This is a genomic window from bacterium, assembly GCA_037128595.1.
In the GTDB taxonomy this organism is placed as follows: domain Bacteria; phylum Verrucomicrobiota; class Kiritimatiellia; order CAIKKV01; family CAITUY01; genus JAABPW01.
In genome coordinates this window covers 36,506-63,004 of record JBAXWB010000010.1, presented here as the reverse complement: position 1 = coordinate 63,004, position 26,499 = coordinate 36,506, and the positions used below count along the sequence as shown (strand labels likewise).

Sequence of the window (26,499 nt, the reverse complement as noted above, 5' to 3'; positions counted from 1 at the left end):
AACGGGCCGGCCTGCTCTTCAGCGTGCCGGCCCGTCACTCAAGACCTTGCTCTTAAACGACTCATTTCTTTGCCGCGGCGGATTCCTTGATCAGGTTCAAGGCGATCACTTCGCGCTGGATCTGATTGGTGCCTTCGTAGATCTGCGTGATCTTCGCGTCACGCATCATCTTCTCAACGGGATATTCCTTCATGTAGCCGTATCCACCCAGGATCTGCACGGCATCGGTGGTCACCTTCATTGCGGTATCGGACGCAAACAGCTTGCACATGGCCGAGACCTTGCTGATGTCCTTGGCGCCGCTGTCAATGTAGCGGGCGGCGGCATAAATCAGGGCGCGGGCAGCTTCCACCTGCGTGGCCATATCCGCCAGCATGAACTGAACCCCCTGGAATGAGCCGATCGGCTTGCCGAACTGACGGCGTTGACGGCTGTAGGCGACCGCTTCATCCAGCGCGCCGGCAGCAATACCGAGCGCCTGGGCGGCAACACCGGGACGGGAGCTGTCCAGCGTCTTCATGGCCACAATGAAGCCCATGCCTTCTTTGCCCAACAGGTTCGCCTTGGGAATGCGGCAATCCTGGAACACCAGTTCGCGGGTCGCGCTCGCGCGAATCCCCATCTTGTTCTCCTTCTTACCGAAGGTGAAACCGGGGGTGCCTTTCTCCACGATAAACGCCGAGGCCCCACGGGCGCCCTTGGCCTTGTTGGTCATCGCCACCACGGTATAGATTTCAGCTTCACCGCCGTTGGTGATCCACTGCTTGGTGCCGTTCAGCACATAGTGGTCGCCATCCAGCACCGCGGTGGTGGTGATGCCGCCGGCATCCGAGCCGGCGTTCGCCTCGGTCAAGCCGAAGGCCGCCAGTGATTTGCCTGACGCAATACGGGGCAGATAGGCCTTCTTCTGGTCAGGGGTACCGAACAGGATGATCGGGAAGGTGCCAAGCGCCGTCGCGGCCAATGCCAAGGCAATGCCGGAACACACCTTGGAGAGCTCTTCCACCGTCACGGCCAGATCCATGATCCCGCCGCCCATGCCGCCGTATTCCTCGCTGATATAGACCCCGCACAGGTCCGCATCGGCAAACACCTTTACGATTTCATGAGGAAATTCATTGGCTTCATCATAATGTTCGCGAATCGGCTTGATCTTTTCCTGAGCCACTTGCCGACAAAGGTCCCGAATCATCACCTGCGCTTCAGTTAAACCATAATCCATGTTATTCGCTCCCAATAAGTTACAGTCAATCGTTACCAGCGTTTGCCAGCACAAACATGCGGGACTATAGAAAACAGCAGGGAAAGGAGCAAGGAAATCCTTTGCCACACTGCGGTCAGGCGCCCATCACAGATTTGAATGCCAACGTGTAGCGCGATGACCAAGCGGGGTGTCCGGCCACGTCGATGCAGAGAGCAAAGGTTTCTCCCGTCCAGTCCGGGACCGTGCCGGTGATTTCCGGACCGGGGCAGTGGGTGTTCGCGGCGGTGCCGGGGCACGACCAGGGTCCCAGGGCGAGGGTCTGACCGCCCGCCTCCAGCCTGACGCTGAACTTGAGCGGCAGTATGGCCTGCGGGGAATCATTGAGGAGGAACAGCGTGGCGGAAAATTTTTCGCCGCGGACCCAATCGAAGCGGGGAATGCGGGCGCTGGCCATCACCGGCCGGTTTGCGGCCGCAACGGCATGGTAGGCGGGCTTGGGCTCATTCGGCCAGGTAATCAGGGAATTGTTGGCGGCGGCCGGCCAGGGTTCATTGAAAACCCAGCAGGCGAGCGCACTGCAGACGGGCTTTTGCCGACGCCCTTCCTCATAAATCGCCTTATAGCCTTCCGCTTGAAGGAGTTGAAGGCGGTCCACTAGTTGCTTCAAGCTGTGCGAGGGGCCGAAAAAGTGATCACTCACCTCAGGATAAAGCCACGCATGGGATGTGCTTGTGGGCCAAGCCCCGAACGCATGGTGGGCGATCCAGGAGGGGGTGGGTCCCACCGGCCAGAGTTCATTGGCAGGCAGGCATTTTTCCAAACTGGCCACGTCGGCCGGGCCCGGCACACCAAACTCCATGTAAGCCGTGGCCTCGCTGGCGGGATAGAGATCAAACACCGTCTGGGCTTCGGGGTGCATGCCCATCCGGAACTGGTAGTTGCCATGGCGAATGCCTTGCATAGGGGAGGTATGCAGGTAGGGGCGGCTGGGGTCTAGATCGTAACAATTGCGATCCAATAACCGCAGGGCAAGGTCCTGCATGGTCATCCCGGACCACCCATTGAACAACTCGTTACCACCACACCACATGGCGATGCAGGCATGACGGCGCCGACGAAGGAGAATCGCACGCGACTCCTGATCCAGCACACGGAGGTAGGCCGGAGTCCCGTCATAGCGGTTACAGGCCAGCGGAAACTCCTGCCACACCATGATTCCCAGCGCGTCGCATTGCTCGAAAAAGGCGGTCTTGTTCACAATCGCCCCACCCCAGGAGCGGAGCAGATTGAGGTTGGCTCCAGCAAAGAGCGCCAATTGCTCGCGGGTGCGTTCCGCCGTGAGCGTCCCGGGGAAAATTTCCGGACACACCCAGTTGGCGCCACGGGCAAAGATAGCACGTCCGTTGACTTCAAAGGTGATCGGCACCGGGGGTTGGGTGGCCGGATACCCGGTACGCCCAAACTGGCCTGGAGCCATGATGAGACGGATCCGGCGCAAACCGACATTTTGGGTGCAGACCTGCAACACACGACCGGCCTCGTCCAACGTCTCCACCGTACTGGTGTATAGAGCCGGAGTCCCCTCGGTGTTCGGCCACCAGAGGGCGGGGTTGTCCACGTGGATCGCCAATGTATCCGGCGCGCCCTCACGGGTGGCGACCGCCTGCCTTTCAGGGTTGAGCAGGGTCCAGCGGACGTGCCGGGCGGAGCCGTCTGTCACGAGGCGCAGGTCAGCGGATGAAAAATCCGAAGCAAGCTCATAGGTGACCTCAACCTGGTCGATCCAGGCCGTCGCGCTGCGGACTTCAAGATAAGTGTCCTCCCAGATGCCCAGCGGAATCAGGCGGGGATGAAAATCCCACCCATAGGCGACCGCCGGTTTGCAGGACTGCCGTGCTTCTTTCCGCCCCCGGTCGGAGTCCTCCTCGGCCGGCACAAGAATCTTCGGGGCCGGGGCGACCTTGATTTCGATGAGCGCCCCCTCCTGTGCGCCGGTGAGGTCAACGGTGAAGGGCGAAAACATCCCTTCCTGCGCATGGACGATCTCTCCGGCCACCCGCACGGTGCAGGCATAATCCACCCCGCCGCAGACCAGAACGAGGCGTTGTGCCGCAGTAAGCGCCGGCCGCTTGAGCCTTGCCTGATAAATCCAGTGAACGTCTTCCATCCAGCCGTAGGCCAGGAAATTCTCCGCTTTCCAATACGGGGGCCAGCCTTCCGCCGCAGCCCAGTCGAGTTGTACAGCCCCGGGTACGGTGGCAGGAACAAACCGCGCAGGAATTTGGTCAGGATCGGACGTCCAGCCGACTTGCCAGTTTAAAAGCATCTGAAAAGGTTCAGGATGCTTCATAAATCAGTATATTATTTTCGCGTCTTTCGCGTGTTTCGTAGTTGAACTACCTTTTCAGGCTCACTCTAAAACTGCGGACCCGACGCCGTCAAGCGCGTTAGTATCGATAAGACTGAGTGCGCAAAGCGGGAATGTTGTTTCGCCTCCGGCGGTAGAAATAATTCTTTTCTTTGCGTTCTTCGCGACTTCTGTTCAAATTCTCTTATCAAGCGCATGAGTTCGAACGATTCCACGCAAGAGGTTGTCAGCACGTTATGAATGAAAAAACCATATCGATTACGCCGGTCTTCACCGGCCGCATGATTTCGGTGGAAACCCTCCAGGTTGAACTTGAACCCGGCCATCGCGCCTACCGGGAAATCGTCCGCCATCCCGGCGCCATTGCCGCCGTCGCCCGGGTGCCTGATGGCCGGTTTGTCTTTGTGAGGCAGTTCCGCAAACCCATTGAGCGGGAGGTCCTGGAAGTGATTGCCGGCCGGAAGGAACTTCAGGAACGCCCCGAGGATTGTGCCGCGCGCGAGATCAAGGAGGAAACCGGGCATGACGTAATCGCGCTCCACTCCCTGGGCGGCCTCTACCCCTCCCCGGGTTATGTGGATGAATTGATCCACCTGTTCTTTGCGGAACTTTCGGAAACCGCCGAAATCCCGAATGGCGACCTGGATGAACGGATCACGGTGGAATACCTGACCCGGGAGGAATTTGAGGCCATGGTGGACGGCGGCCTGATCGATGATGCCAAAACCCTCGCCGCCTGGCTCCTCTTTACCCGCCGGCATACCCATCCCCCGGCCGCCCGGTCGTTTGAGTGAGGCGTCTGGCCGCCATGCGTTGATAATGATCTCCATTTTTATATAATTTTTACATCTTTCCGCCGCTATTTGATTAACACTCTATCAGCGCATTGCTTCAGCATAGGGTGATGCAACCACATCATCTTATTGAACTTGCCGTGTTCTTCAGTTTACTGGTCGGATTGGCGCCGTTGCTCGGGCAGTACCTGGCACGGGTCCTGGCGGGGGAGTCCACATTCCTTTCCAAGCTCCTGATGCCCCTTGAAAAAATGATCTACCGGCTTGGGGGGGTCCATCCGGATGAGGACATGTCCTGGAAACAGTATTTCCGGACAGTATTGGTTTTCAACCTGATCGGCCTTCTCTCGCTCTTGATCCTGATGATGACTCAGGCCTGGCTCCCTTTGAATCCCATGAAAATGGGTAATGTACCCTGGGATCTGGCCTTGAACACCGCCATCAGCTTCATCACCAACACGAACTGGCAGGCCTACTCGGGCGAAGCCACTCTGAGCTATTTGACTCAGATGGCCGGCCTTACCGTGCATAACTTTTTGAGCGCAGCCACCGGCATTGCCATATTGCTGGCACTCACTCGCGGCTTACGCCGTGCCTCCGCACAGTCGCTCGGCAATTTCTGGGTGGATCTGACCCGCAGCACCCTTTACGTTCTTCTTCCCATCGCCCTTTGCATAGCCGTCGTCCTAGTCAGCCAAGGAGTCCCCCAAACCCTGTCCCGGTATGCCGAGGCTCAAACCCTGGAAGGCTCCCGACAAGTCATTCCGCTCGGCCCGGCCGCCTCCCAGATTGCCATCAAACAACTCGGCACCAATGGCGGCGGTTTTTTCGGGCAGAACAGCGCCCATCCGCTCGAGAATCCCACTCCGCTGGCAAATTTCATCGAGGTCTACGGTCTTCTGATCGTGTCCGCATCCCTGGTCTTCACCTTCGGGCTGATGATCGGCGACAAACGTCATGCCTGGTGCCTTTTCAGCGTCATGTTAATCCTGCTGGCAGGATCTTTCACAGTAGCATGGTGGGCGGAGTCGCAGCCTAATCCTGTTACGGCCAACCTCTTACCTCAGTTGGAAGGCAAGGAATTGCGATTCGGGGTCATGAACAGCGTTCTCTTTGCCGCCGCCACCACCGGCACCTCCTGTGGTGCCGTGAACTCCATGCACGACAGCTTCATGCCGCTCGCGGGCCTGATGCCGCTCTGGAATATGATGCTGGGAGGCATCGCCTTTGGCGGTGTCGGCGCCGGACTCTATGGCATGCTGATGCATGTGCTCATCGCCGTGTTCATTGCCGGACTGATGGTGGGACGCACACCGGAATACCTGGGCAAGAAAATCCAGGCCTGGGAAGCCGCCTGGGCGGCTGCAGCCATCCTTCTGCCCAACATCCTGATTCTCCTGGGTTCAGCCCTTGCGGCCAGCGTGTCGGCAGGACTGGCGGGTCCGGCTAATTCGGGACCGCATGGCCTCAGTGAAATCCTCTATGCCTACTCATCCTGCTCGGCCAACAACGGCAGTGCCTTCGCCGGCCTGAGTGGCAACACCGTATTCTACAACCTCACGCTCGGAGCGGCCATGTTCCTGGGCAGGTTCGGATGCATCTTTGCCGTGCTAGCCATCGCAGGGAGCCTGGTTGCGAAGAAGACCGTTCCCGCCTCGCCGGGAACATTTCCAACCAACGGCCTGACGTTCACTCTGGTTCTGCTGGGCATCATCGTGATCGTCGGGGCGTTGACCTTTTTCCCGGCCCTCTGCCTCGGGCCGATGGTCGAGCATGGATTGATGATGTCCGGGCGGGTATTCTAAAGGAGTCAGCACGATGAGCGCGAAAATTGAAATCAAATATCCGGAACTGGTCCGCCTCGCCATGATTGGTGCCTGCCTGAAACTGCATCCCCGTGAGGAGATCAAGAACCCTGTGATGTTGGTCGTCTGGATCGGCTCCATCCTGTCCACCGTGTTCTTGCTCCACCAGTTCTCGGGGTTCAACCTCCAGCTCGCCCTCTGGCTCTGGTTCACCTGCCTGTTTGCCAACTTCGCCGAAGCCCTAGCCGAGGGGCGCGGCAAGGCACATGCCGACGCGTTACGCAAAATGAGAACGACGACGCTGGCCCGTCGCATCGACCATGACACCGAAAACGCGGTGCCCGCCAATGAATTGAAAATAGGTGAATTCTTTGTCTGCGAGGCGGGGGATGTCATCCCTGCCGACGGCGAGATTGTGGAGGGGATTGCTACGGTGGATGAATCGGCCATTACCGGTGAATCCGCGCCAGTCATCCGGGAGAGCGGCGGTGACCGTAGCGCCGTTACCGGAGGTACGCGGGTCATCAGTGACCGCATTGTGGTACGGGTCACGGCGGAACCGGGCCATTCCTTCCTGGACCGGATGATCTCTATGATTGAAGGAGCGCGCCGGCAGAAGACCCCGAATGAAATCGCACTCAATATCGTCCTGATAAGCCTGACCGTCCTGTTCATTCTGGTCGTCCTGACACTGCCAACCTTCGCGGCCTTCAATGAACGCGCGGCCGGCCAGTCCGGCGTGGTTCTGACGTCATTGCCGGTCTTGATGGCCCTGATCGTCTGCCTGATCCCCACCACCATTGGCGGGTTGCTCAGCGCCATCGGAATTGCCGGCATCGACCGGCTCATGCGTCGTAATGTCCTGGCGACCAGCGGACGGGCAGTGGAAGCGGCAGGCGACGTGGATGTATTGCTTCTCGACAAGACGGGGACGATCACACTGGGCAACCGCATGGCCACGGAACTGGTCCCTGCACCCGGCGTCCGGCCCGGAGAACTGGCTGATGCCGCTCATTACGCCTCACTGGCCGACGAGACTCCGGAAGGCCGATCCATTGCCATCCTGGTCAAGGAACAATATGGAATGAGGGGACGGGAGTTAACCGAGGCGCATGGCCACTTCGTCCCCTTCAGCGCACAAACCCGCATGAGTGGCATGGACTTTCCTGACACGTTATCCGGCCATCCCCGCCAAATCCGCAAAGGGGCCGCCGAAGCCGTGAAACAGTTTGTCGAGGTTCAGGGCGGACTCTACCCGAAAGCCGTGGAGGATACGGTGACCGATATTGCCCGCTCGGGCGGCACGCCACTGGTGGTTGCTGACGGCAACCGCATACTGGGAGTGATCCGGCTCAAGGACATCGTCAAAGGAGGCATCCGTGAACGATTTGCCCAGCTCCGGAAGATGGGCGTACGGACCATCATGATCACCGGAGATAACCCCTTGACCGCCGCCGCCATTGCCGCCGAGGCCGGGGTGGACGATTTCATTGCACAGGCCAAACCCGAGGATAAATTACAGCGCATCCGCCAGGAGCAGTCCGATGGCCGCCTGATCGCCATGATCGGTGACGGCACCAATGATGCCCCGGCCCTTGCACAGGCTGACGTCGGGGTGGCCATGAACACCGGCACCCAAGCGGCGCGTGAAGCCGGGAACATGGTGGATCTGGATAGTAACCCGACCAAACTGATTGAGGTGGTTGAAATCGGCAAACAACTCCTTATGACCCGTGGGGCCCTGACCACCTTCAGCATCGCGAATGACGTCGCCAAATATTTCGCCATTCTGCCAGCCATGTTCGGCCTGCTCTATGCCGCACATCCTGGCGGTCACGGCCCTCTCGAAAAGCTGAATATCATGCATCTGCATTCCCCTGAAAGCGCCATTCTGAGTGCCATCATGTTCAACGCCCTGATCATTGTGGCCTTGATTCCGTTAGCCTTGCGCGGCGTCAAGTACGAGGCGATCGGCGCCGCCGCCATCCTCCGGAAGAATATGCTGATCTATGGACTTGGCGGGATCGTGGCGCCGTTCATCGGCATCAAACTGATCGATCGGCTTCTCGTTGCGATTCATTTTGTTTCATGAAAGGACTTACCCCATGACCAAGCTCATTATTCAATCATTAAGACTGACACTCATATTCACCGTGCTGACCGGTCTGGCCTTTCCGCTGCTGGTCACAGGAATCGCCCAGACGTTTTTCCGCGCCCAGGCAAACGGCAGCCTCCTGAGCCGGGGCGGTCAGATCGTGGGCAGCGCCTTGCTATCACAGAAATTCGAATCCGGGCGCTATTTCTGGCCCCGTCCTTCTGCATCGGACTTTGGAACCTTGCCATCCGGCGCCAGTAATCTGGGCCCTACGAGCCAGGTACTCCAGTCGAATGTAGCGGCCCGGCTTAAAGCCTTCCGGAGCGCGCATGCCCTGCCAGCAGATGCTCCTGTTCCTGCCGATATGGTGTTCCAGTCCGGCAGCGGGGTCGATCCTCACATCAGCCCCGAGGCGGCTTTCCTTCAGGTTCATCGGGTAGCCAGTGCCCGGAACCTGCCCGTATCTGTACTGGAGTCCCACGTCGTTCAGTTCACCGAATTACCCCGGTACGGGTTTCTGGGCGAGCCCCGGGTAAATGTTTTGCTGCTCAACCTGTCCCTGGATCAATAATTGAAATCGTCACCAAACAATGAGTTGGCTTTAGGTCCTGTTTGGAACTATCTTGGTGATGGCACCAATTCGTATAACGTTCATCCATTAGCCATTCAGGAGGGTAGCGATTATGATCGTTTCAACAGGGACCGCGAGGTGAGTGCGCCATAAGGGGGCCATCATATGCAGGATCCATCCAGGCCCAATCCAGACGTCCTTCTCGCCGCCATCAAACAGGAGGATGACCGGCACCGGCGCGGGCGGTTGACCGTCTTCCTCGGCATGTGTGCCGGCGTGGGGAAAACCTACGCCATGCTGAAAATGGCCCATCAACGGAAATCCGAGGGTACTGATTTGGTGGTCGCGGTGGTGGAGACGCATCGGCGCACCGAGACCCAAGCCCTCCTGGAGGGGCTCCCGGCCATTCCCCTCCGGTTGGTGGAGTACCGGGGCGCAACCCTCCCTGAAATGGATCTGGACGCCCTCCTTCAACGCCATCCCACCCTCGCGTTGGTCGATGAATTAGCCCATTCCAATGCTCCCACCAGTCGCCATCCCAAACGCTATCAGGATGTCCTGGAACTGCTGGATGCAGGGATTGATGTGTATTCAACCCTGAACATCCAGCACATCGAAAGCCGGGTGGATCTCGTCCGCCAAATCACCGGGGTGACCATCCGGGAAACGGTGCCGGACACGGTTTTGGATCAGGCCACCGACATTCAACTGGTGGATCTGACCCCGGACTCCCTTCGCGAGCGCCTGGCGGAGGGAAAGGTCTACCTGGGCACCATGGCGCAGACCGCCGCATCTAATTTTTTCAAGGAGGAGAATCTTACGGCATTGAGGGAACTTGCCCTTCGCGCTACCGCAGAACATGTCAACCAGGAACTCCGGGATGTCATGACCACCCGGCAGATCACCGGCGCGTGGAAAACCAACGCCAAACTGATGGTGGCCATCGGGCCAAGCCCATATTCCGCGGAACTCATCCGCTGGACACGTCGTGCGGTGTCGGTCATGGGCGCCCAATGGGTTGCCGTCTATGTCGAATCATTACTCCCCCTCTCTGAAGAGGAAACTGCCCGCCTGGCGAAAACCCTTTCACTTGCCCGTCAACTCGGGGCGCAGGTGGTGGCCACGACCGGCGACGATCTGGTGAAAACCCTGCTACGGGTCGCCAGGGAAGAGCGCGTCACCCAACTAGTGATCGGAAAGACGCTCGACTCACCCTTGCGCGAATTTTTCAAGGGAGGATCGCTGGTGGACCGCCTGATCCGGGAAAGCGGCGACCTTGATGTGTGTGTGGTCCAAACCGGTCAATCTCAGGGTCCCCACCTCACTCCCCCGGGGAAGCCATTTGACTTCACCCCCTGGTCGCACGACATCACGCTGGGAACCGTTTCGATCGCCCTTGTTACCGCCATCTGCTGGCTGATTCGCGATGTCACCGGCTATTGGGCCATCGCGCTCGTTTACCTGTTCCTCATCATCCTCCTGGCCACCCAACTGCAACGACGGGCCATCCTGATTACCGCCGCCGCCAGCGCCTTGTTATGGGATTTCCTGTTCATCCCGCCCGTCTTCACCCTGCACATCAATCAGGTCCATGATATCCTCATGTTTGTCATGTACTTCATTGTCGCCCTGGTCATCGGAAACCTGACCGCCCGCCTCCGCCTCCGGGAATGGTCCGAACGGAAGCGCGAACAACGTACGGCCGCGTTATACCGGCTGGCTCAAGGGGTCGCTGAAAGCACCACTCTGGAGGAGGGACTTCGCCGGGCCATCCAGGAGATTCAAAATGTTTCAGGAACCCAATGTGCCGTACTACTGGTCGGACAGGATGGGCGATTGAGTCAGACTCAACATCCCGCCGGAATGTGGACCCTAACCGAGAAAGAACGGGGTGTGGCCTTGTGGTCCCTGGAACATCGCGAACCAGCGGGACGGCATACAGACACCTTGCCTGAGTCCGATTGCCTGCATCTTCCTTTGAAAACGGCGAACAATAAGGTGGGCGTCCTTGCCCTTCATTTCCCGGATCGTAAACCCCTGCTCCTTGATGAACGCGAATTACTGGAAACTTTTGCAGACCAGATCGCCGTGATGATCGAGCGGTACTGGCTCATTCAGGAGGCCGGCCGTACCCAATTGGCGGAGGAATCAGAAAAACTCTACAAAACACTCTTCGATTGCGTCTCTCACGAGATCAAGACGCCACTTGCCGTCATTCAGGCCGCCACCGGGGAATTGGGGTTGGTCTTTGACCTGATCAAGGAAGCAAAAGGGGCGCAACCCTTTCTTAAAGAAATCGAGACCGCCTCCCGGCGACTGGGACGCATCGTGGATAACCTGATCAGCATGACCCGGATTGAGTCCGGACGCTACACCCTTGCACCGGCCTGGTGTGACGTGGACGAGATTATCTCATCCGCACAACAACAGGTGGGTGACCTGTTGTCCCGGCACCAGGTACATGTCCTGATTCCCAGTGACTTTCCCTCCGTCAAAGTGGATTCCGGATTTGTCGAGCAATCCCTGGCAAATCTTACCGCTAATGCAGCCTTATATACTGAACCTGGCTCTGAAATCACGATTTCGGCACAGGTCGATGAGTCCCATCTCGTGCTCAGGGTATCCGATCAGGGGCCCGGCCTCCCGCCGGGCGGAGAAACCCGTGTTTTTGAGAAATTCTTCCGGGGCCCTCAAGCGCCGTCCGGTGGAATCGGACTGGGCTTGTCCATTGTCAAGGGCCTGATGAACGCACTTCAGGGAACGGTGTCCGCCGTAAACAATCCTGATCGGGGCGCCACCTTCACCTTGCGGATTCCCGTTGAAATGAAGAGAATACCGGAAAGTATATGACTGACGCTGCCTCCCAACCTGTCGCTTTGATCATTGACGACGAAGTTCAGATTCGGCGGTTCCTGAAACTTGCCCTGGAGGCAGAAGAATACCGGGTATTCGAGGCCGAGACGGGACAGGAGGGATTGACTGCCGCAGTGTATCGCCGCCCTGACGTCATCATCCTCGACCTCGGCCTGCCCGACATGGACGGATTAGAAGTCCTGAGGCGTTTGCGCGAATGGAGCAAAACCCCGGTTCTGGTATTGTCCGTCCGCCAGGAACTTGAACAGAAAGTGGCAGCACTTGATGCCGGGGCGGACGATTATCTCACCAAGCCGTTTTATGCGGCCGAACTTGCCGCCCGACTGCGCGCCATACGCCGGCATTCTTCAACCGGACCCGCCGAATCCATTTACCAGACAGGGTTTCTTCAGGTGGATTTCAACACCCGTCGGGTCACGAAAAAGGGGGTAGAGATCCACCTTACGGCCACTGAATATGCCCTGCTCCGGATTCTGGCGCTGAATCATGGAAAGGTGGTTACCCACCGGCAGTTATTACGGGACGTGTGGGGACCCCAAGCGGAAGAGCAATCCCAATACCTGCGCGTTTACATGAACCATCTCCGGAAGAAAATCGAGACTACATTGGAATCCTCCAAACTGATTCAAACCGAACCTGGAATCGGGTACCGGTTGATGGAGCAGACAATAACAAAGTCGCCTCATTCTCCGACGTCTGAGTGAAGTACAGAACCACAAAATGGTCGTTTGCACAGTGCGAACGGACCTCTTTCCAGGACGCCCAGCGCAGCCCCCTATTCATTCATTGACAACCGCCATCAAAAAGAGGACACACTTGCCCTCCAAAGGGTTAAGAAGTTCATGGCGACGTTACGTTTTATCCTACTCCCGGTTTGCATGGTCACAACCTTCGGGCTGACGCTGCTCCTTGCCGGTTGCGGGACCCTGGGCACCCCTGATGCCGCCGTGCATGAAGTGATCCGTGATCAAGCCTTCCTGACCCTGCCCCAGGCCAGCAACGCCCTAAAGGCCGCCACGGCTGAAATCGGCGATACCCACAAAGCCCCCTCCTCGCTGGATCTGGATCTGAATGCCGCCCTGCGCCTCGCCACCCAATACAGCCGTGCCCTGCAAACCCGGCGGGAGGAGCTTTATTTAAGCGGACTGGATGTCCTGGCCGCCGTGCGCGAGTTTGAACCCCAGTGCGCCGGCACCCTCGACTATGTGATGGCGGAGAAGAAAACGGGGTCGGACAAAAGCCTGGGGGGCCTCGAACTGTCAACCTCCGTGCCCCTCCCCTTCGGCGGCTCCCTGGCGGCCAAAGGGACCAGCCTGGCCGCCTCTTCCAATGGCCTCAACTCGGCCAACTATGACACGGCCGCCGCGATCGAGGTGCGCCAACCCCTGCTGGCGGGCGCAGGATACGAGAACAGCCATGATGCGCTCATCCAGGCCAACCGGAACCTCGTTTATTCCCTGCGGTCATTCGCCCTCGACCGGCAGGACTTCGCCATCGGCGTGATCCAGAAGTATTACGGCCTCGTGATCCAGAAAGCCGTTCTCGAGAACACCCGCATGAATGTTCAACAATCCACCTACCTGCGCCAGCGCTCGGAAGCCCTCTTTAAAATCCGCCGAGCCCCGTCCATCGATGTCCTGCGCTCCCAGCAACAGGAACTCACCGCCCGCAACACCTTGAGCCTGAACGAATCCGCACTCCAGATCGGACTGAGCCGGTTCCTGGTGGAAGCCGGCCTCCCCGTCGATATTCCCCTGAAAACCGGCGCCGATATCCCCGCCAAAAAACCCTTATCACTTGATCAGACCTCATGCATCCAGCTCGCCCTGACCCAACGGCTTGATTTAAAAACCATGGCGGAAAAACGGGATGATTCCCAGCGCCGCCTGCGGTTGGCCCGCAATCTCCTGCTCCCGGAACTGGACCTCTATGGGAAAGCGGGCACCCGGGCCAAGGACGCCGACTCGCCGGCCTCCGGGGAGTTCACCCCTGACTATGTCGCCGGCGTGACCCTGGAACTCCCCCTCGACAAGCGGGCTGAACGGGATGCCATCCGCCGGTCAACCTTCGAGTGCGACGCCGCCGAGCGCGCGGTTGCGGAAAAAGAGGACCTCATCCGGGTCGAAATCAGCGACAGTTTCAGCAAACTGCTGGCCCTCTCTGAAACCGTGGAGATCAATAAACGGAACATTGAGATCACCAAAAAACGGTCGGATTTCGCAACGTACCGCTTCAAGAATGGCGATCTCTCCAACCGCGATGTCGTGGAAGCTCAAAATGATCTGCTGAGCGCCCGCAACGCCCATGTCCGGGCACTCGCCCAATACGAACAACAACGGCTCCAACTGCTTCGGGATGTCGGCCTCCTGGATGTGGACGCGGATGGGACCCTGATTGAACTACCGCCGCCGGTATTGGAAAATCACAAAGCAACCGCCCGATCGAATTAGCGCACGCTGACAACTCAAGGAGATCTCATGACGATGAAGTACATACCCGTGATACTGGGCCTGATCGTTTCGATCACCCTCTCGAACGGCTGCCGGCAGAAAACGGAAGAGACCCTTCCCCTGACGGCCACGGCCAAACAGGGTCCGCTGGTCATCTCCATCCAGGGCTCCGGGGATATCCGGGCCATGAATGCCGTCAAAATCAGCCCGGAGATCAAACGCCCCTCCGCCATTTCGTCCCTCATCCCGGACGGCTCCCTCGTCAAATCCAATGACGTGATCGCCCTCTTCAACACAGATGATATCGACCAGCGCATCAAGGACCTTGAGGTGGCCCTCAGCGAGGCGGAAACCAAATTGGTATCCGCCAAAACAGGCCTGGACATCCAGTTGATGGATAACAAAAGTTTCCTGACGATCGCGGAACAAGGGGTCGCCTCCTCCACGCTGGAACTTCAAAAATTCCTCAAGGGGGATGAACCCATGGACCGGCGTAACGCCGAGGTCAAAGCCAAGACCGCTGAAAGTGAATACATGCGGAAAAAGCGCGGGTATGAGGAACTGCAGGGGCTCTTGAAAGATGGCTTTGTGACCGAGGATGAGATCGACGAGGAACGGGTTAAACTGGAAACCACCAAGCTCTCCATGGAAACCGCCATCATCGAGAAAAAACTGTTGGAAGACTACACCATTCCGCTCAATAATGCAGCGGCGGAGGCGGCCCTGGCCAAGGCCAAAACCGAACTTGAAAAAGCGCGGAAACAAACGGAAGCCTTCCTGCTCGCCAAGACCCAGGCGGTTGAATCCTCCCAACGGGCCCAGGAACGGGCCGTCAACGACCTGAACGCCAAAATGGAGGAACGGCGCGCCTTCGAGGTCCGTGCCCCCCTCGACGGCATCATCATGTATGGCAATCCCGATGAGGCCTGGCGGAGCAGTGAAATCCAGGTGGGGGCCACCTTCCAGCCTGGACGGGTCCTGATGACCATTCCCAACCGCGCGATCATGGAAGCGGTCATCAATATCCCCGAGGCCGACATCCAGAGCGTCAAGGTGGGGCAACCTGTGGCGGTCACCGTCGAGGCCCTCGCGAACCGGACCTTCCGCGGCGAGGTCTTCAAAGTGGCCGAAGTGGCGAATTCCGGCGGCTGGTGGGCCGGTGATCTCAAGGAATTCAAAGTGGAAATCACCCTGAAATACACCAAGGAATTACGCCCCGGTTTCTCCTGTGATGCGGAAATTATTGTCGACACCATTCCCCGGACCGTCACCCTCCCCGTTCAGGCGGTGTTCAGGGATGGGGACAAGTTTTTTGTATACCCGGCCAGCGGCCTGCAGGGCAAACGCCAGGAAGTCAAAATCGGCAAAGCGTCCGTCCAGTTTGTCGAAATCCTGGACGGGCTCAAGGCGGGTGAAAAGGTGTTACTGAATCCTCCCGAGAAACCGTCTACCCCGTCCCCCTCATGATCGAACTGATTAATGTCTCGAAAATCTTCCCCGCCGGTGCCGGGGTTCGCGCCCTCCAGGAGGTTAACCTCAAGGTGGCCGAGGGGGAATATGTGGGCATCCTGGGGCCGTCCGGCTCGGGCAAATCCACCCTTCTGAATCTGCTGGGGTTGCTGGATGCCCCCACTTCCGGCATCCTGAATTACGGGGGACGCGACACCACCACGTTCACGGACCAGGAACTTTCCAAATTCAGAGGGCAATTCATCGGGTTTGTGTTCCAATCGTTCCACCTCATCAACCACCTGTCGATCATTGAAAACGTTGAGCTTCCTCTTTTCTACCAGGGGGTCCCCGCCCATGAACGACGGCAACGGGCCACGGCCCAACTGGAAGCCGTGAACCTCGGACATCGGCTCACCCATCGTCCCCGGCAACTCTCGGGCGGCGAATGCCAGCGCGTGGCCATTTCCCGGGCCCTGGTCACCAATCCCCCCATGATCCTGGCCGACGAACCCACCGGGAATCTGGACTCCAAAAGCGGCCAGGAAATCCTCGCGATATTCGATAGCCTGCACCGGCAGGGAAAGACCCTGATCGTGATCACCCATGATCTCCATGTCGCCCAACGAATCCCCCGGATTGTCCGGATTGCCGACGGCATCCTGACCGAAGGGGCAGGCACATGAGAAGACGCCCGACCTGGATCCTGGAACTGGGCCTGGATGGGGCCCGGAATTTGTTCCGCCACAAACTCCGCTCCCTCCTGACCCTGCTGGGCGTCATGTTCGGGGTCGGCGCGGTCGTCACGATGATGGCCATCGGGGAAGGTGCCCAACGCACCGTGCTCAAGGAAATCCAAGGCCTCGGCCTGAACAATATCATCATGGATTCCGTACCCGCCACCAGTGCCTCACAGAAGTCCCCGCCCCCCACCTCCAACCAGGGTCTGGCCCTGTATCATTATGGGCTGACGTTCCGGGATGTGCTGCGCATCCAAGCCCTCTTTCCTGACGCCTCGATCACGATGGCACACCTGGTAAAACGGAATGTGTATCAGGAAAGCCAGCGGATCGACACCCGCGTGCTGGGGGTGACCCCGGATTATTTCACCCTGTTCCAGACGACCCTAGTAAAGGGACGGCTGATTTCGGAGATCGACAACCTGCAGGGTCATGCCGTGGCGGTGGTGACGGAGCCGGTCGCCGGTGCCCTCACCGGTTTCGGGGAAGCGGTCGGGAAAAGCGTCCGGATCGGGGGCAAATACGTTAAAATCATCGGAGTGGTCCGGCTCCCGTCCCGTCTGGGCTCCGTCGGGATCTTCATGCCCTACGTCACGGCCCGCCGGCTGTACGGCACCACCAGTGTCAAGCGTGAGAGCGGCAGCGTGGAACTCACCCGCACCGAGGTGGGCCAGGTGGTCATCAACCTGACGGATGAAAAAATTATCATGGATGCCGCCCAGGTCGTTCAGCGCATGATCTCCCAAACCCATTCCTCGTCCGATGTGCTGGTCACTGTTCCACTGGACCTGCTCCTGAGCAAACAACGAACCCAGCGGGTGCTCAACATGGTGCTGCTGGCGATTGCCGGCATCTCCCTCCTGGTCGGCGGCATCGGGATCATGAACATCATGCTGGCGGTGGTCACGGAACGGATCCCTGAAATCGGGGTACGGCGCGCCATCGGGGCCTCCCAACGCGACATCCTGTGGCAATTTCTCGCGGAGACCGTGGTGTTATCCACGACCGGCGGCCTCATCGGCTGCCTGCTTGGCTTTGTGGCCGTGCCGGTGGCCGCCCAATTCACCGGCTGGCCGGGCGTATTCACTCCGGGCGCGGTCCTCACCGCCCTGGGCGTATCCTGGCTGGTTGGGGTCGTATTCGGCCTGGCCCCCGCCGCTCAGGCCGCCAAACTCCGCCCCGTCGAATGCCTGCGGCATGGCTAAGCGTCTGCCTTACCCAAATTTCTTTACAGCCGTCTTCATCCCGCTAGACTCTCTTTCATGAGTAAGCCTGACTTTGGGAAATCAGAGGCCGCGATCGCCCGACAGCTCGGAGGAGAGTACCTTTGGCACGACAACATCTCCATCGGCATGGCGATCCTATCCTCAAAGAAGAACGTGTTTCTTCGGGTCAACCGCGCCCTCTGTCAATTTCTGGGATATTCAAAGAAGGAACTGCTCGGACAGACGGTTCGCGACATCACCCATCCCGACGATTTGGCGACGACGATGATAAAGATCCGCCAGTTACATTCGGGAGGACGCCCCTATAGCCGCTTCGAGAAACGTTACCTTCATAAAAACGGGAAAATCGTGTGGGGCGAGGTCAATTCGTCGCTGGTTGATGATGGCAGTCAGCCGCCCCAATATCGGATCACCCAAGTCGTCGACATCACCCGGCGCAAGGAAACGGAAGAAGCCCTGCAGTTGAGCAACGAGTCGCTACGGATAAGCAATGATCGGTTCCGAATTGCCCTGTCAGGCTCACCCACCGTGGTATTCACCCAGGATCGGGAACTGCGTTACACGTGGATTTGTAATATTGCACCCCATTTCAAGGTTGAGGACTTCCTGGGTAAGCGGGACAGCGATATCTTCACGCCTTCTGAAGCCAGGCGCTTCATGCAGGTCAAAAGGAAGGTGATGAAGACGGGGGTGGGTCATCGTGAAGAGGTCACCATCGATATGCCTGCAGGCAAGACGTTTCATGATACGATCACCGAGCCCTTGCGGGACGGGAGCGGGAAGATCACCGGAGTCATCTGCGCCACGATTGAAGTCACCGCCCGCAAACGTCTGGAAGAAAGACTCAAACAGACAAATGACAGCCTCGAACAGAAGGTGAAGGACCGCACGCTCCGGCTCAGGCAACTGGCCGAGAAATTGACGAGGGCTGAACATACCGAACGCCGGCGGGTCGCCGATATCCTGCACGAACAACTTCAGCAACATCTCTGCGGAATGAAGTTCCGCGTCTCTCACCTCAAGGAGGAAAGCTCGACCCCCACCCTGATCAGCTGGGCGGATCAGCTGGTGAAAGATCTTGATGAATCCATTCAGTTGACCCGCACATTGACCACGGATTTACATCCTCCGGTTCTGAGTCATTTGGGAATCAAAAATGCGCTTGAATGGCTGGCCGCAGACGTCAGAAAGAAGACGGGGTTGTCCGTGATCGTCAGAACCCCAAAACGTGTTCCGCCGATTTCGGGCGAGTTGAAAACATTCGCCTTCGAAGCGGTTCGGGAGTTGCTGCTGAATGTGGTCAAACACACCCAGGCGAAAACGGCTGAACTGAGATTGGGCTCCACACAGAACGATCTGATCAGGATTGAGGTCAAAGATACAGGGGTCGGTTTTGATCCAAAACAAAGCAACGAGGAAGGGAGCCGTTTCGGTCTTTTCAGGATCCAGGAACGGGCAGAATCGTTTGGCGGACGCCTTGAAGTGGCAAGTCAGCCCAAAAAAGGCACTTGCGTCACGTTAATATTGCCTATTTACCGCTAAGGACCGTGTTAACTTTTGCGATAAAGTCTTCCTTGGTGAATGGTTTTTGGATGAGATGAACCCCTCCCGACAATATACCGTGTTGGGCAATCATGCTTGCGGTATAGCCTGACATAAAAAGGTGCTTGAGGCGGGGATTGAGGGCTTTCAGTTGCTCGACCAACTCACTGCCATTCATTTCAGGCATCACCACATCAGTTACAATAAGGTCTATCTTGTCGCCTAATTCCTTGGCCTGGACTAAGGCTCGGCCCGGGGTATCTGCGGCAAACACAAGATGTCCCTGCTGTTCGAGCATCGCTTTGATCAACTTCAGGAGACCCGCCTCATCCTCAACTAACAAAATGGTCTTTGAAAGGGAAAGGGATGGTTTTGTAAAAATTATTGTGTTTTCCTGTCCGTCTTCCCCACCCGTATAACGAGGCAGATAGAGGTCAAAGGTTGAGCCTTTCCCAAGCGTGCTCTCTACATTAATGAACCCGTTATTCTGCTGTAAGGCGCCATATACCATAGCCAGCCCAAGGCCAGTGCCCCTGCCGATTTCCTTGGTCGTATAGAAGGGCTCAAATATACGGGAAAGCGTCTCCTGATCCATACCACATCCGTTATCACTCACGGAAATACGCACAAACTCTCCCTGCACAAAATGCGGATGATGCGCGCAGTAATCTCGGTCAAAGGAGCAATTTTCCGTCTTAATGACAATATTGCCGACATCCGTAATGGCATCCCTCGCGTTGACACACATATTTGCCAGAACGTGTTCCAGTTGGGACGGATCTATCTTGATTTTCCACAAATCAGCAGCGGGCTTCATAATATAGCTGACATTCTCACCAGTGAGCCGCTGCAACATCTTGGCTGCACCCGCCAAAATCAGATTCACGTCGATGGCTTTCGGGGCGATGACCTGCTTGCGGGCAAAGGTCAACAATTGACGGGTAAGATCGGCCGATCGCTGGGCCGCCTTAACAATTTCCCTCAAGTCGTCACAGATCGGCATGGATGGATCGATTTGCTCCATAGCCATTTCAGCATGACCGAGTATCACGCCCAGCATGTTATTGAAATCATGAGCCACCCCCCCGGCCAACCGCCCGACGGCCTCCATCTTGCTGGCTTGCCGGAGTTGGATTTCGAGTGTATTCCGCTCCTCCTCCACCTTCATACGCACGATGGCCGCCCCGATATTTGCCGCAATTCCCTCAATAATCTCTACGATTTCCAGGGTCAAAGAGCCTTTTTGTCGTCGATTTAACTGAAGAAGACCGACTATCCCATCCTTAGTGCGGATGGGCACAAGAACAACGGTGGCATAGCCTTCATGAATACATAGATTACGGGGATGATGCCGTGGATCAGCATCAGAGGGGATCTCCAGGAGTGGAACTGAATTGTTAACCCAGAAACCACCTCCTGGAGTAAAGAATGGCAGGGTCGGGTCGGTTTTCCCGGAAATGACCAAACCACAAGTACACTCTAAAGCGACATTCCCGCTTTTATCCCTACATACACAGCCATTGGCATCACGCTCTACTAACGAATTTTCCGTCAGCAGGAACTCTGCTGAAAACCCATTTTGATCAAAATAGGTGAAGTCATCGTTATGTTTCAGGCGTATTCCCACCGCATCGAATCCTGTTCGCGCTTTCAATACAGATATGGCCCGATGAATACTTTCTTTGACATCGACCGATGCATTAAGTGTTTGCAGAACGTCCCGCCCCGTTTCCCGATAGAGGTCCGCCTTCTTCCGTTCGGTAATATCCTGAATGGTTCCCAACATTTTAAGGGGTCGTTTTTGGGCATCATACTCCACCTTACCGGTTCCGTGAACCCAGCGTGGTGCCTGATCATTCTGCCGAATAATCCGGTATTCCTTATCGAAAGAGTATCCTTTCCCCAACACCTCATTTTGAAAATAATCCCCCATCATCGTGCGGTCATCGGGATGAACCAAGTTGATCCACCCCTCGACAGACCGTTCGTAGGCCTGATCGATCCCAAACACCCGGTCCATAACTACCGAACTTTTCCACATGCCAATAGGAATATTCAGGACATAACTTCCCAAATTGGCAATATCCTGTGACTCCCGGAGCAGTTCTTCGCTCTCACGCAGGAGTTGTCCGGCTTTTTTGCGGTCGGTGATGTCCCGAAGAAAAGCCACCATCTGCCCGCCTGCGATATCCCGATACTGAACGGTGACTTCAACATCGAAAATAGTTCCGTCTTTACGTCGTTGCTGGGACTCGAAACGATCGGCCCCCTGAGACATGATTTTCCGGATGTGCCCGACGGTGTCCGTGGCTATTTCGGCGGCTTCAAGATCGGAAATGCTCATGGCGAGCAGTTCCTGCTTGCTGTATCCAGTCATCAGGCAGTAAGTCTCATTGACTTCCAATAGATGTCCCCGCATATCTAACAGGACGAAGCCATCCATAGCGGTCTGGATGATTGCGGTATACCGCTCATTATTCTCATAACGGATCGTTTCGGTCCGCCTCAGCTCCTCGGCCGCCTTGTCGGCAGCGGCAAGCACTATATCAGCCGCTTGAGTGGTGGCCGCCAATACGACTTCAGCCGCTTTGATAGCGGATTCCTTTGCATTCGTCTGAGCTTTATCGCTGGTTAGCGGGATGTCGGCAAGAACCCTGGCGGCGGCTTCTTGGGCATTGGCAAGGACCTTCGCGGCGGCCTCTTTGGCGTTGGCAAGGACCTTGTCGGCTGCTTGATTTCTCAATTTCAGGTGTCCAGCGTCACTCATTTTTAAGCCCCGTCTATGGTGCCATTCATACGCATCTCTAAAATTGCTTTCCTTTTAGTTTGATCTCCTTGATTCCCGATAGCAAGACTTTGGGTGAAGCGTAGGTGAAATGATCGATCACATTCGCTCACATCCAAAGCCGATTCATACAAGCCTTCGTATCCATAATCATGCCCATAAGAATCCATAAATCCGACATTGACGCTGACGGGTATTTGGATATATATGGATAACAATATGGATACACCTTCATTCACGATCAGCCCTGAAGTCCTACGAATTATCGCAAGTATCGACGAATTCAAGGGGGCGTGGCGAGCGTTTCGGAACATTGCACCGGATAGGCTGAACCTTCTTCGGAAGGTGGCGACGGTTGAGTCTGTCGGATCGTCTACCCGCATTGAAGGGGTAAAGCTGACGGACACTGAGATCGAACGCCTGCTGTCTGGCGTTGGGCTAAAGCACTTCCATTCGAGGGATGAACAGGAGGTGGCGGGATATGCGGACGCCATGAATCTGATTTTTGAGTCCTATGACGATATTCCGGTTACTGAAAACCACATCAAGCAACTGCACCAGATACTGCTGAAGCACTCGACCAAGGATGTGCGGCATCGGGGCGAGTATAAGAAGCTGTCGAACAACGTAGAGGCATTTGACAGTGAAGGGAAGAGTGTAGGCATCATCTTCCAGACTGCCACACCCTTTGACACTCCTCGGAAAATGAGGGAACTCGTTGAGTGGGTTAACACGGAGACCACAGCCAACCGCCACCACAACCTAATTCTCACGGCCATCTTCATTGTAAATTTCCTCGCCATCCATCCCTTTCAGGACGGCAATGGGCGACTCTCCCGAGTCTTGACGACGCTGTTCCTGCTGAAGGCCGGATATCTTTATGTCCCTTACAGCTCACTGGAGCGGATAATCGAGGAGAATAAAGACCGCTATTACCTCGCCCTGCGGCGGGCTCAGGCAAACCTCTACACCGACAATGCCCAACTGGGTGACTGGATCATGTTTTTCCTGCAATCGCTGAAGAAGCAGGTGGACATTCTGGCAAAGAAACTTGAGAGGGAGAAGGAACTGCTGGCAACGCCAAAACTTACTCAAGATATACTCGTCGCCGCCCGTGAGCAGGGGCGTGTGACCGTGCGTGAGCTTCAAAAGATAACAGGGGCAAGTCGCAACACCATCAAGTCCCACCTGAAAAGCCTTGTCGAAAAGCGACTGCTGACACAAGAGGGCAAAGGAAAAGGCACATGGTATCACCCCTGAGTACTTTTGTCTTATAGAAGGGTCGGGTTGTCGCCCCGTTTGACGTCTCCGGAATCCCACCGACGAAGCCGGTGCGGAGGAAAGGCGTGCGTCTGGAGGTCCTGAAGGGTCTGATGCGGCATTCGGACATCAAACAGACGTTGATCTATGCCCCTTATGATATGTCGGAAGGGCGACAGGCGATTGCCCTTCTGGAAGCCGGAATGCCGAGCGGCCAGCAAGCGGGCAAGTCAAAAAAGTGGAGCCGAAAGAACCCGGGATACTTCCATGGCGATGCCTAGAGGTTGGAACCAATTATTTGTCAGTTTGTTTTCTCATAGTGCGGAATTGAACCATGCCACAATCCTGCGCAATGGTGCCACATTTCATGGCCAAGAAATCGGAAATCAGGAAGTGGTTGGTTGTTTATATCAAACTCTCCTGACCATGGGACATATATTGTCTCTGTCTTCCGGACATAATAGGCAGCATAATGTGGCGCCAACGGCAAACCCTCCACTTCTCTTCTGAGAGTATCTGACATTTTAGATCTATCAACGCACACAATTGTTAATCCATCCTCTACTTTGAATCTTTCCGTCTTGGTTGCTGTCAAACACCCAGAGACATATGACATCACGAATACCGATAAGATCAATCTCCATGCTTTCATAAAAGCCTCCTGAATCATGGTGTGATCCCCTACAACGTGTTGCTACGCCTTAATGTGAAATTAAAAGGAAATTTGGATCAGAGGTCAGATTCTGAAAAGGTCACAGGTTTTATCAAAATGAAAGATCAGAAATTACCGCCTTTTAATTAATTTCGCGAAGTAGCATCACTCAAGGAGGGGACTGATTGGTCAAGTAACATCGGGGAACCTGATTCCCCACAACGAGGACAACAATAGTTTTCCAAATTTGGCTTTTTGTCCTTCTCCGTCAACATCATCCCGCACTTACAATTGCCTTTGTGAGGAAGCAGAACAAGCGTTTGAGCTAACTCACGTGCAAGCTCCTTCATCCCTTGCTTGAGATCAGCCTCCCGACGACGAAGAATAGTTTCCTGATTAGTCATAAGACTCCGATTCTGTAATGGTTAAAGATTTGCCCAGACTGACTGGATATCACAAACAAGAGGAACGGGGCGGGTGGTAAACGTCTCTATGAGGTCGGCTGAACCGCACCCCCCAGCTCATGTAATCGTTGGACTAGACCAATAATATATTGTTGAAGGAACCCTCGCCATCAGGAGTCAGGCTGAGGTTAACGGGGTCAATTTGCCAGATTCCATCAACGACGAACTTGTATTCATGAGAACCCGATGGAAGATTCAAAGTTGCGACATATGCTCCAGTCTTACTGTGCGGCTTTAATGACTGCTGGACGGGATTCCAACCATTGAAGCTACCGGCCACGAAAACCTCACGCCCCGGATGTGTTACCAGTTCAAACCGCACTTTTTTACCCGCTGTCTTTATCACTGTCTTTGTAGCTGTTACTGCCTTCTTCATAAGTTATGTCCTCTTCCTATGCATTCGTGAATATTACGGTCATTTCGTTTTTCAACTTAACCGTATGATGGAAACAGAGACATCGCAACGGCGTAGAACCTGAAAATGGAGTAAGGGATACCCTGAGAGGCAGATGGGAAACATTCGGAAGGAAAGGTGACTACACCTCATTGACCCGATACCCCTTACAGCAAAGACACGGGGGCAGTTATAGGATTTGGAGGCTTCAAGAATGAGTTGATCAGAATTATCGCCAAGGGAAAGGATAAGGCTGATTGCCAACGCTTCCCCTCCCCCATGTTTCCAATGCAGGTCATCAATGTCGGATAAAAATAATGCCTCACTTATCGAGAACTATCTTTATCTCATTGCTCCATCCCCGATTCTCTGCCTTGATGTTTCTATGGTCAGCCTGATACTCAAATTTAAATATGACGCTTCCACTGTGTGCACCATCTTCCTGTATGCGGTAATTCTGAATGATACCGCCAAAGAATGAGGGTTCCTTTAGTTTTTTATGGAAGAAGATTGAGCCATTTATGAGTTTTTGGGCATTGGATTCAGAAATCACCCAAAAGCCGCTTTCCCATACCTGACCATCAACCTTTGTAATTCCGGCATCACGCTCTATCAGATGGATACGAATATTATTTATAGTCATGGTCGGCATTCCCCTTCAAAGTCACGTTTACATTTCGGACAGGTATTCATTCCAACAAGATCTGACTCTAAAATCCGCTCACTGAAAGACCAATGCCCCGCAGAGTTCATGGAATCGTCTACCTAACAGATACAATATCAATTATCGGATTCATTTTTTCATGAATATCGTACCCCAAAAGGTTGGCAATTTCGGCATGACAACCATCCCAAACTTTCCCAAAGATTCGGTTTTCTTCCTCTGTAATTGGATTTATACCCGTCTTGTGAAAGTCTTTAATTTTCCGAATAACCTTTACGGCTTTGGCATCATTGAAGGCAATAGTTACATTCAGTTGAATTTCATCTGCAGTAAGACTCCATTCAATTTCGTTAATATTTTTAGGACAAACTTTAGAGATTACCCGCTTCACCTCAAATGAATGATTGTTTGCGGCTTTCTTAGCCGTCTTTTTATTGGTCGCCTTTTTCATTATCAATTTACCTTTTCTGTTTTCGGAACTTTATATTTCAAACATTACCGCCAAACTCTTTATGGACGGGGTAATTCTCTATAGGGGTCTACTGTGCCAGCCTCTTTCAAATTTCTTATATTATTATCAGAGAAATAAACATAATAACGACTGAGGGCTGGATCAGATAAACACAAGGAATGCGGGTTCTTAGATTTTAGTGGGTAACATCCTGCGATAAATCGGCAGATAATCTGTCAAAACCCGTTGCTCAACTTTAACAAGCCAATCATAAAAGTTCTCAAAAGCACGGGATTTTATAAAATATCGTACTCCATATTTCACCACTCGCAATATGTCCGCTTCAGGAATTGCTGTCTCTGAAACTATAGCGAGATGACTACAACGACATCCATTTACCAGTAGCGCCATTCTAATAGTTCCGCCCCATTTACCCCCTTCATACTGTAGTTAGAAATTATGAGGTCTGGGCACCCTTCTTCGTTCATGGAGCAGGGACAACTCTTGCGAATATACATTGGCGACTGTACGGGATCATCATAGGTTTTTACGTCATAACCCCTGCGTTCTAAAATGTGCCTCATCACGTTTAAGGCATTTTGGTCATTATCAATAACCACGGCTTTCAGGGATATTGCAGATTCTTTCCCGTTCTTCTTCGTTGTCGTCGTCTTCTTCGTCTTAGCAGGGTGAATTATGTTCATTTTACTT

Annotated in this window: 20 protein-coding genes; 13 read left to right on the top strand and 7 right to left on the bottom strand. The window is 55.3% G+C overall.

All coding sequences use genetic code 11. From position 1 onward, the window contains the following. Window positions 1–61: 61 nt before the first annotated feature. A complete protein-coding gene (locus WCS52_08045; protein ID MEI6167131.1) occupies window positions 62–1,222 on the bottom strand; it encodes an acyl-CoA dehydrogenase family protein in 1,161 nt (386 codons plus the stop codon). 115 nt (window positions 1,223–1,337) lie between these two features. After that, window positions 1,338–3,554, bottom strand: a complete 2,217-nt coding sequence (locus tag WCS52_08040) for a hypothetical protein (protein MEI6167130.1) — start codon at window positions 3,552–3,554, stop codon at window positions 1,338–1,340. Window positions 3,555–3,808: 254 nt separating this feature from the next. Here WCS52_08040 and WCS52_08035 point away from each other — a divergent pair, with 254 nt between their 5' ends. From WCS52_08035 to WCS52_07985, 11 genes are all read left to right on the top strand, one after another. Further along, complete coding sequence (locus tag WCS52_08035; protein ID MEI6167129.1) at window positions 3,809–4,366, top strand: NUDIX hydrolase; 558 nt, start codon at window positions 3,809–3,811, stop codon at window positions 4,364–4,366. A 110-nt stretch (window positions 4,367–4,476) separates the two neighbouring features. Continuing rightward, window positions 4,477–6,171: a potassium-transporting ATPase subunit KdpA gene (gene kdpA, locus WCS52_08030; GenBank protein ID MEI6167128.1), complete on the top strand. Its 1,695-nt coding sequence runs from the start codon at window positions 4,477–4,479 to the stop codon at window positions 6,169–6,171. Window positions 6,172–6,184: 13 nt separating this feature from the next. Next, window positions 6,185–8,263, top strand: a complete 2,079-nt coding sequence (gene kdpB / locus WCS52_08025) for a potassium-transporting ATPase subunit KdpB (GenBank protein ID MEI6167127.1) — start codon at window positions 6,185–6,187, stop codon at window positions 8,261–8,263. 13 nt (window positions 8,264–8,276) lie between these two features. Continuing rightward, window positions 8,277–8,837 carry a potassium-transporting ATPase subunit KdpC gene (gene kdpC, locus WCS52_08020; GenBank protein ID MEI6167126.1) on the top strand — a complete coding sequence of 187 codons (561 nt, stop codon included), beginning with the start codon at window positions 8,277–8,279 and terminating at the stop codon, window positions 8,835–8,837. Between the two features lie 165 nt (window positions 8,838–9,002). Continuing rightward, a complete protein-coding gene (locus tag WCS52_08015; GenBank protein ID MEI6167125.1) occupies window positions 9,003–11,687 on the top strand; it encodes a sensor histidine kinase KdpD in 2,685 nt (894 codons plus the stop codon). Further along, entirely contained in the window at window positions 11,684–12,415 is a 732-nt protein-coding gene (locus WCS52_08010) for a response regulator (protein MEI6167124.1), read from the top strand. Before WCS52_08015 ends, WCS52_08010 begins: the two co-directional genes overlap by 4 nt. Before the next feature lie 138 nt (window positions 12,416–12,553). Beyond that, the gene (locus WCS52_08005) at window positions 12,554–14,161 is read left to right on the top strand and encodes a TolC family protein (protein MEI6167123.1); all 1,608 of its coding nucleotides are present in this window, start codon (window positions 12,554–12,556) and stop codon (window positions 14,159–14,161) included. A 33-nt stretch (window positions 14,162–14,194) separates the two neighbouring features. After that, window positions 14,195–15,628 (top strand): efflux RND transporter periplasmic adaptor subunit, encoded by a 1,434-nt coding sequence (locus WCS52_08000; protein MEI6167122.1) that lies wholly within the window; start codon window positions 14,195–14,197, stop codon window positions 15,626–15,628. Further along, window positions 15,625–16,296, top strand: a complete 672-nt coding sequence (locus WCS52_07995) for an ABC transporter ATP-binding protein (protein ID MEI6167121.1) — start codon at window positions 15,625–15,627, stop codon at window positions 16,294–16,296. Before WCS52_08000 ends, WCS52_07995 begins: the two co-directional genes overlap by 4 nt. Next, the gene (locus WCS52_07990) at window positions 16,293–17,555 is read left to right on the top strand and encodes an ABC transporter permease (protein MEI6167120.1); all 1,263 of its coding nucleotides are present in this window, start codon (window positions 16,293–16,295) and stop codon (window positions 17,553–17,555) included. The genes WCS52_07995 and WCS52_07990 overlap by 4 nt, the downstream gene beginning before the upstream one ends. Window positions 17,556–17,612: 57 nt before the next feature. Further along, window positions 17,613–19,118 carry a PAS domain S-box protein gene (locus WCS52_07985; GenBank protein ID MEI6167119.1) on the top strand — a complete coding sequence of 502 codons (1,506 nt, stop codon included), beginning with the start codon at window positions 17,613–17,615 and terminating at the stop codon, window positions 19,116–19,118. Here WCS52_07985 and WCS52_07980 read toward each other — a convergent pair. Beyond that, a complete protein-coding gene (locus WCS52_07980; GenBank protein ID MEI6167118.1) occupies window positions 19,105–21,885 on the bottom strand; it encodes a PAS domain S-box protein in 2,781 nt (926 codons plus the stop codon). The genes WCS52_07985 and WCS52_07980 overlap by 14 nt on opposite strands. A gap of 225 nt (window positions 21,886–22,110) precedes the next feature. On the opposite strand from WCS52_07980, the gene WCS52_07975 reads away from it, so the two are divergent. After that, complete coding sequence (locus WCS52_07975) at window positions 22,111–23,163, top strand: Fic family protein (GenBank protein MEI6167117.1); 1,053 nt, start codon at window positions 22,111–22,113, stop codon at window positions 23,161–23,163. A gap of 86 nt (window positions 23,164–23,249) precedes the next feature. Next, window positions 23,250–23,444, top strand: a complete 195-nt coding sequence (locus WCS52_07970) for a hypothetical protein (protein MEI6167116.1) — start codon at window positions 23,250–23,252, stop codon at window positions 23,442–23,444. Window positions 23,445–24,352: 908 nt separating this feature from the next. Here WCS52_07970 and WCS52_07965 read toward each other — a convergent pair. The 4 genes from WCS52_07965 to WCS52_07950 all read right to left on the bottom strand — a co-directional run bounded on the left by WCS52_07965 (window position 24,353) and on the right by WCS52_07950 (window position 26,492). Then, window positions 24,353–24,655, bottom strand: coding sequence for a glycogen-binding domain-containing protein (locus WCS52_07965; GenBank protein ID MEI6167115.1), 303 nt, complete (start codon window positions 24,653–24,655; stop codon window positions 24,353–24,355). Between the two features lie 340 nt (window positions 24,656–24,995). After that, the gene (locus WCS52_07960) at window positions 24,996–25,316 is read right to left on the bottom strand and encodes a hypothetical protein (GenBank protein MEI6167114.1); all 321 of its coding nucleotides are present in this window, start codon (window positions 25,314–25,316) and stop codon (window positions 24,996–24,998) included. A gap of 118 nt (window positions 25,317–25,434) precedes the next feature. After that, window positions 25,435–25,788, bottom strand: coding sequence for a hypothetical protein (locus WCS52_07955; protein ID MEI6167113.1), 354 nt, complete (start codon window positions 25,786–25,788; stop codon window positions 25,435–25,437). Between the two features lie 395 nt (window positions 25,789–26,183). Next, entirely contained in the window at window positions 26,184–26,492 is a 309-nt protein-coding gene (locus WCS52_07950; GenBank protein MEI6167112.1) for a response regulator, read from the bottom strand. Window positions 26,493–26,499 lie beyond the last annotated feature (7 nt).

What these genes read in the sequence shown, in the direction of transcription:
- kdpB (MEI6167127.1), top strand. Translation starts at nt 6,185, where the DNA reads ATGAGCGCGAAAATTGAAATCAAATATCCGGAACTGGTCCGCCTCGCC.
- WCS52_08040 (MEI6167130.1), bottom strand. Translation starts at nt 3,554, where the DNA reads ATGAAGCATCCTGAACCTTTTCAGATGCTTTTAAACTGGCAAGTCGGC.
- WCS52_07950 (MEI6167112.1), bottom strand. Translation starts at nt 26,492, where the DNA reads ATGAACATAATTCACCCTGCTAAGACGAAGAAGACGACGACAACGAAG.
- WCS52_08000 (MEI6167122.1), top strand. Translation starts at nt 14,195, where the DNA reads ATGAAGTACATACCCGTGATACTGGGCCTGATCGTTTCGATCACCCTC.
- WCS52_08035 (MEI6167129.1), top strand. Translation starts at nt 3,809, where the DNA reads ATGAATGAAAAAACCATATCGATTACGCCGGTCTTCACCGGCCGCATG.
- WCS52_07960 (MEI6167114.1), bottom strand. Translation starts at nt 25,316, where the DNA reads ATGACTATAAATAATATTCGTATCCATCTGATAGAGCGTGATGCCGGA.
- WCS52_08015 (MEI6167125.1), top strand. Translation starts at nt 9,003, where the DNA reads ATGCAGGATCCATCCAGGCCCAATCCAGACGTCCTTCTCGCCGCCATC.
- WCS52_08045 (MEI6167131.1), bottom strand. Translation starts at nt 1,222, where the DNA reads ATGGATTATGGTTTAACTGAAGCGCAGGTGATGATTCGGGACCTTTGT.
- WCS52_08010 (MEI6167124.1), top strand. Translation starts at nt 11,684, where the DNA reads ATGACTGACGCTGCCTCCCAACCTGTCGCTTTGATCATTGACGACGAA.
- WCS52_07955 (MEI6167113.1), bottom strand. Translation starts at nt 25,788, where the DNA reads ATGAAAAAGGCGACCAATAAAAAGACGGCTAAGAAAGCCGCAAACAAT.
- kdpC (MEI6167126.1), top strand. Translation starts at nt 8,277, where the DNA reads ATGACCAAGCTCATTATTCAATCATTAAGACTGACACTCATATTCACC.
- WCS52_07990 (MEI6167120.1), top strand. Translation starts at nt 16,293, where the DNA reads ATGAGAAGACGCCCGACCTGGATCCTGGAACTGGGCCTGGATGGGGCC.
- kdpA (MEI6167128.1), top strand. Translation starts at nt 4,477, where the DNA reads ATGCAACCACATCATCTTATTGAACTTGCCGTGTTCTTCAGTTTACTG.
- WCS52_07995 (MEI6167121.1), top strand. Translation starts at nt 15,625, where the DNA reads ATGATCGAACTGATTAATGTCTCGAAAATCTTCCCCGCCGGTGCCGGG.
- WCS52_07975 (MEI6167117.1), top strand. Translation starts at nt 22,111, where the DNA reads ATGGATAACAATATGGATACACCTTCATTCACGATCAGCCCTGAAGTC.
- WCS52_07980 (MEI6167118.1), bottom strand. Translation starts at nt 21,885, where the DNA reads ATGAGTGACGCTGGACACCTGAAATTGAGAAATCAAGCAGCCGACAAG.
- WCS52_08005 (MEI6167123.1), top strand. Translation starts at nt 12,554, where the DNA reads ATGGCGACGTTACGTTTTATCCTACTCCCGGTTTGCATGGTCACAACC.
- WCS52_07985 (MEI6167119.1), top strand. Translation starts at nt 17,613, where the DNA reads ATGAGTAAGCCTGACTTTGGGAAATCAGAGGCCGCGATCGCCCGACAG.
- WCS52_07965 (MEI6167115.1), bottom strand. Translation starts at nt 24,655, where the DNA reads ATGAAGAAGGCAGTAACAGCTACAAAGACAGTGATAAAGACAGCGGGT.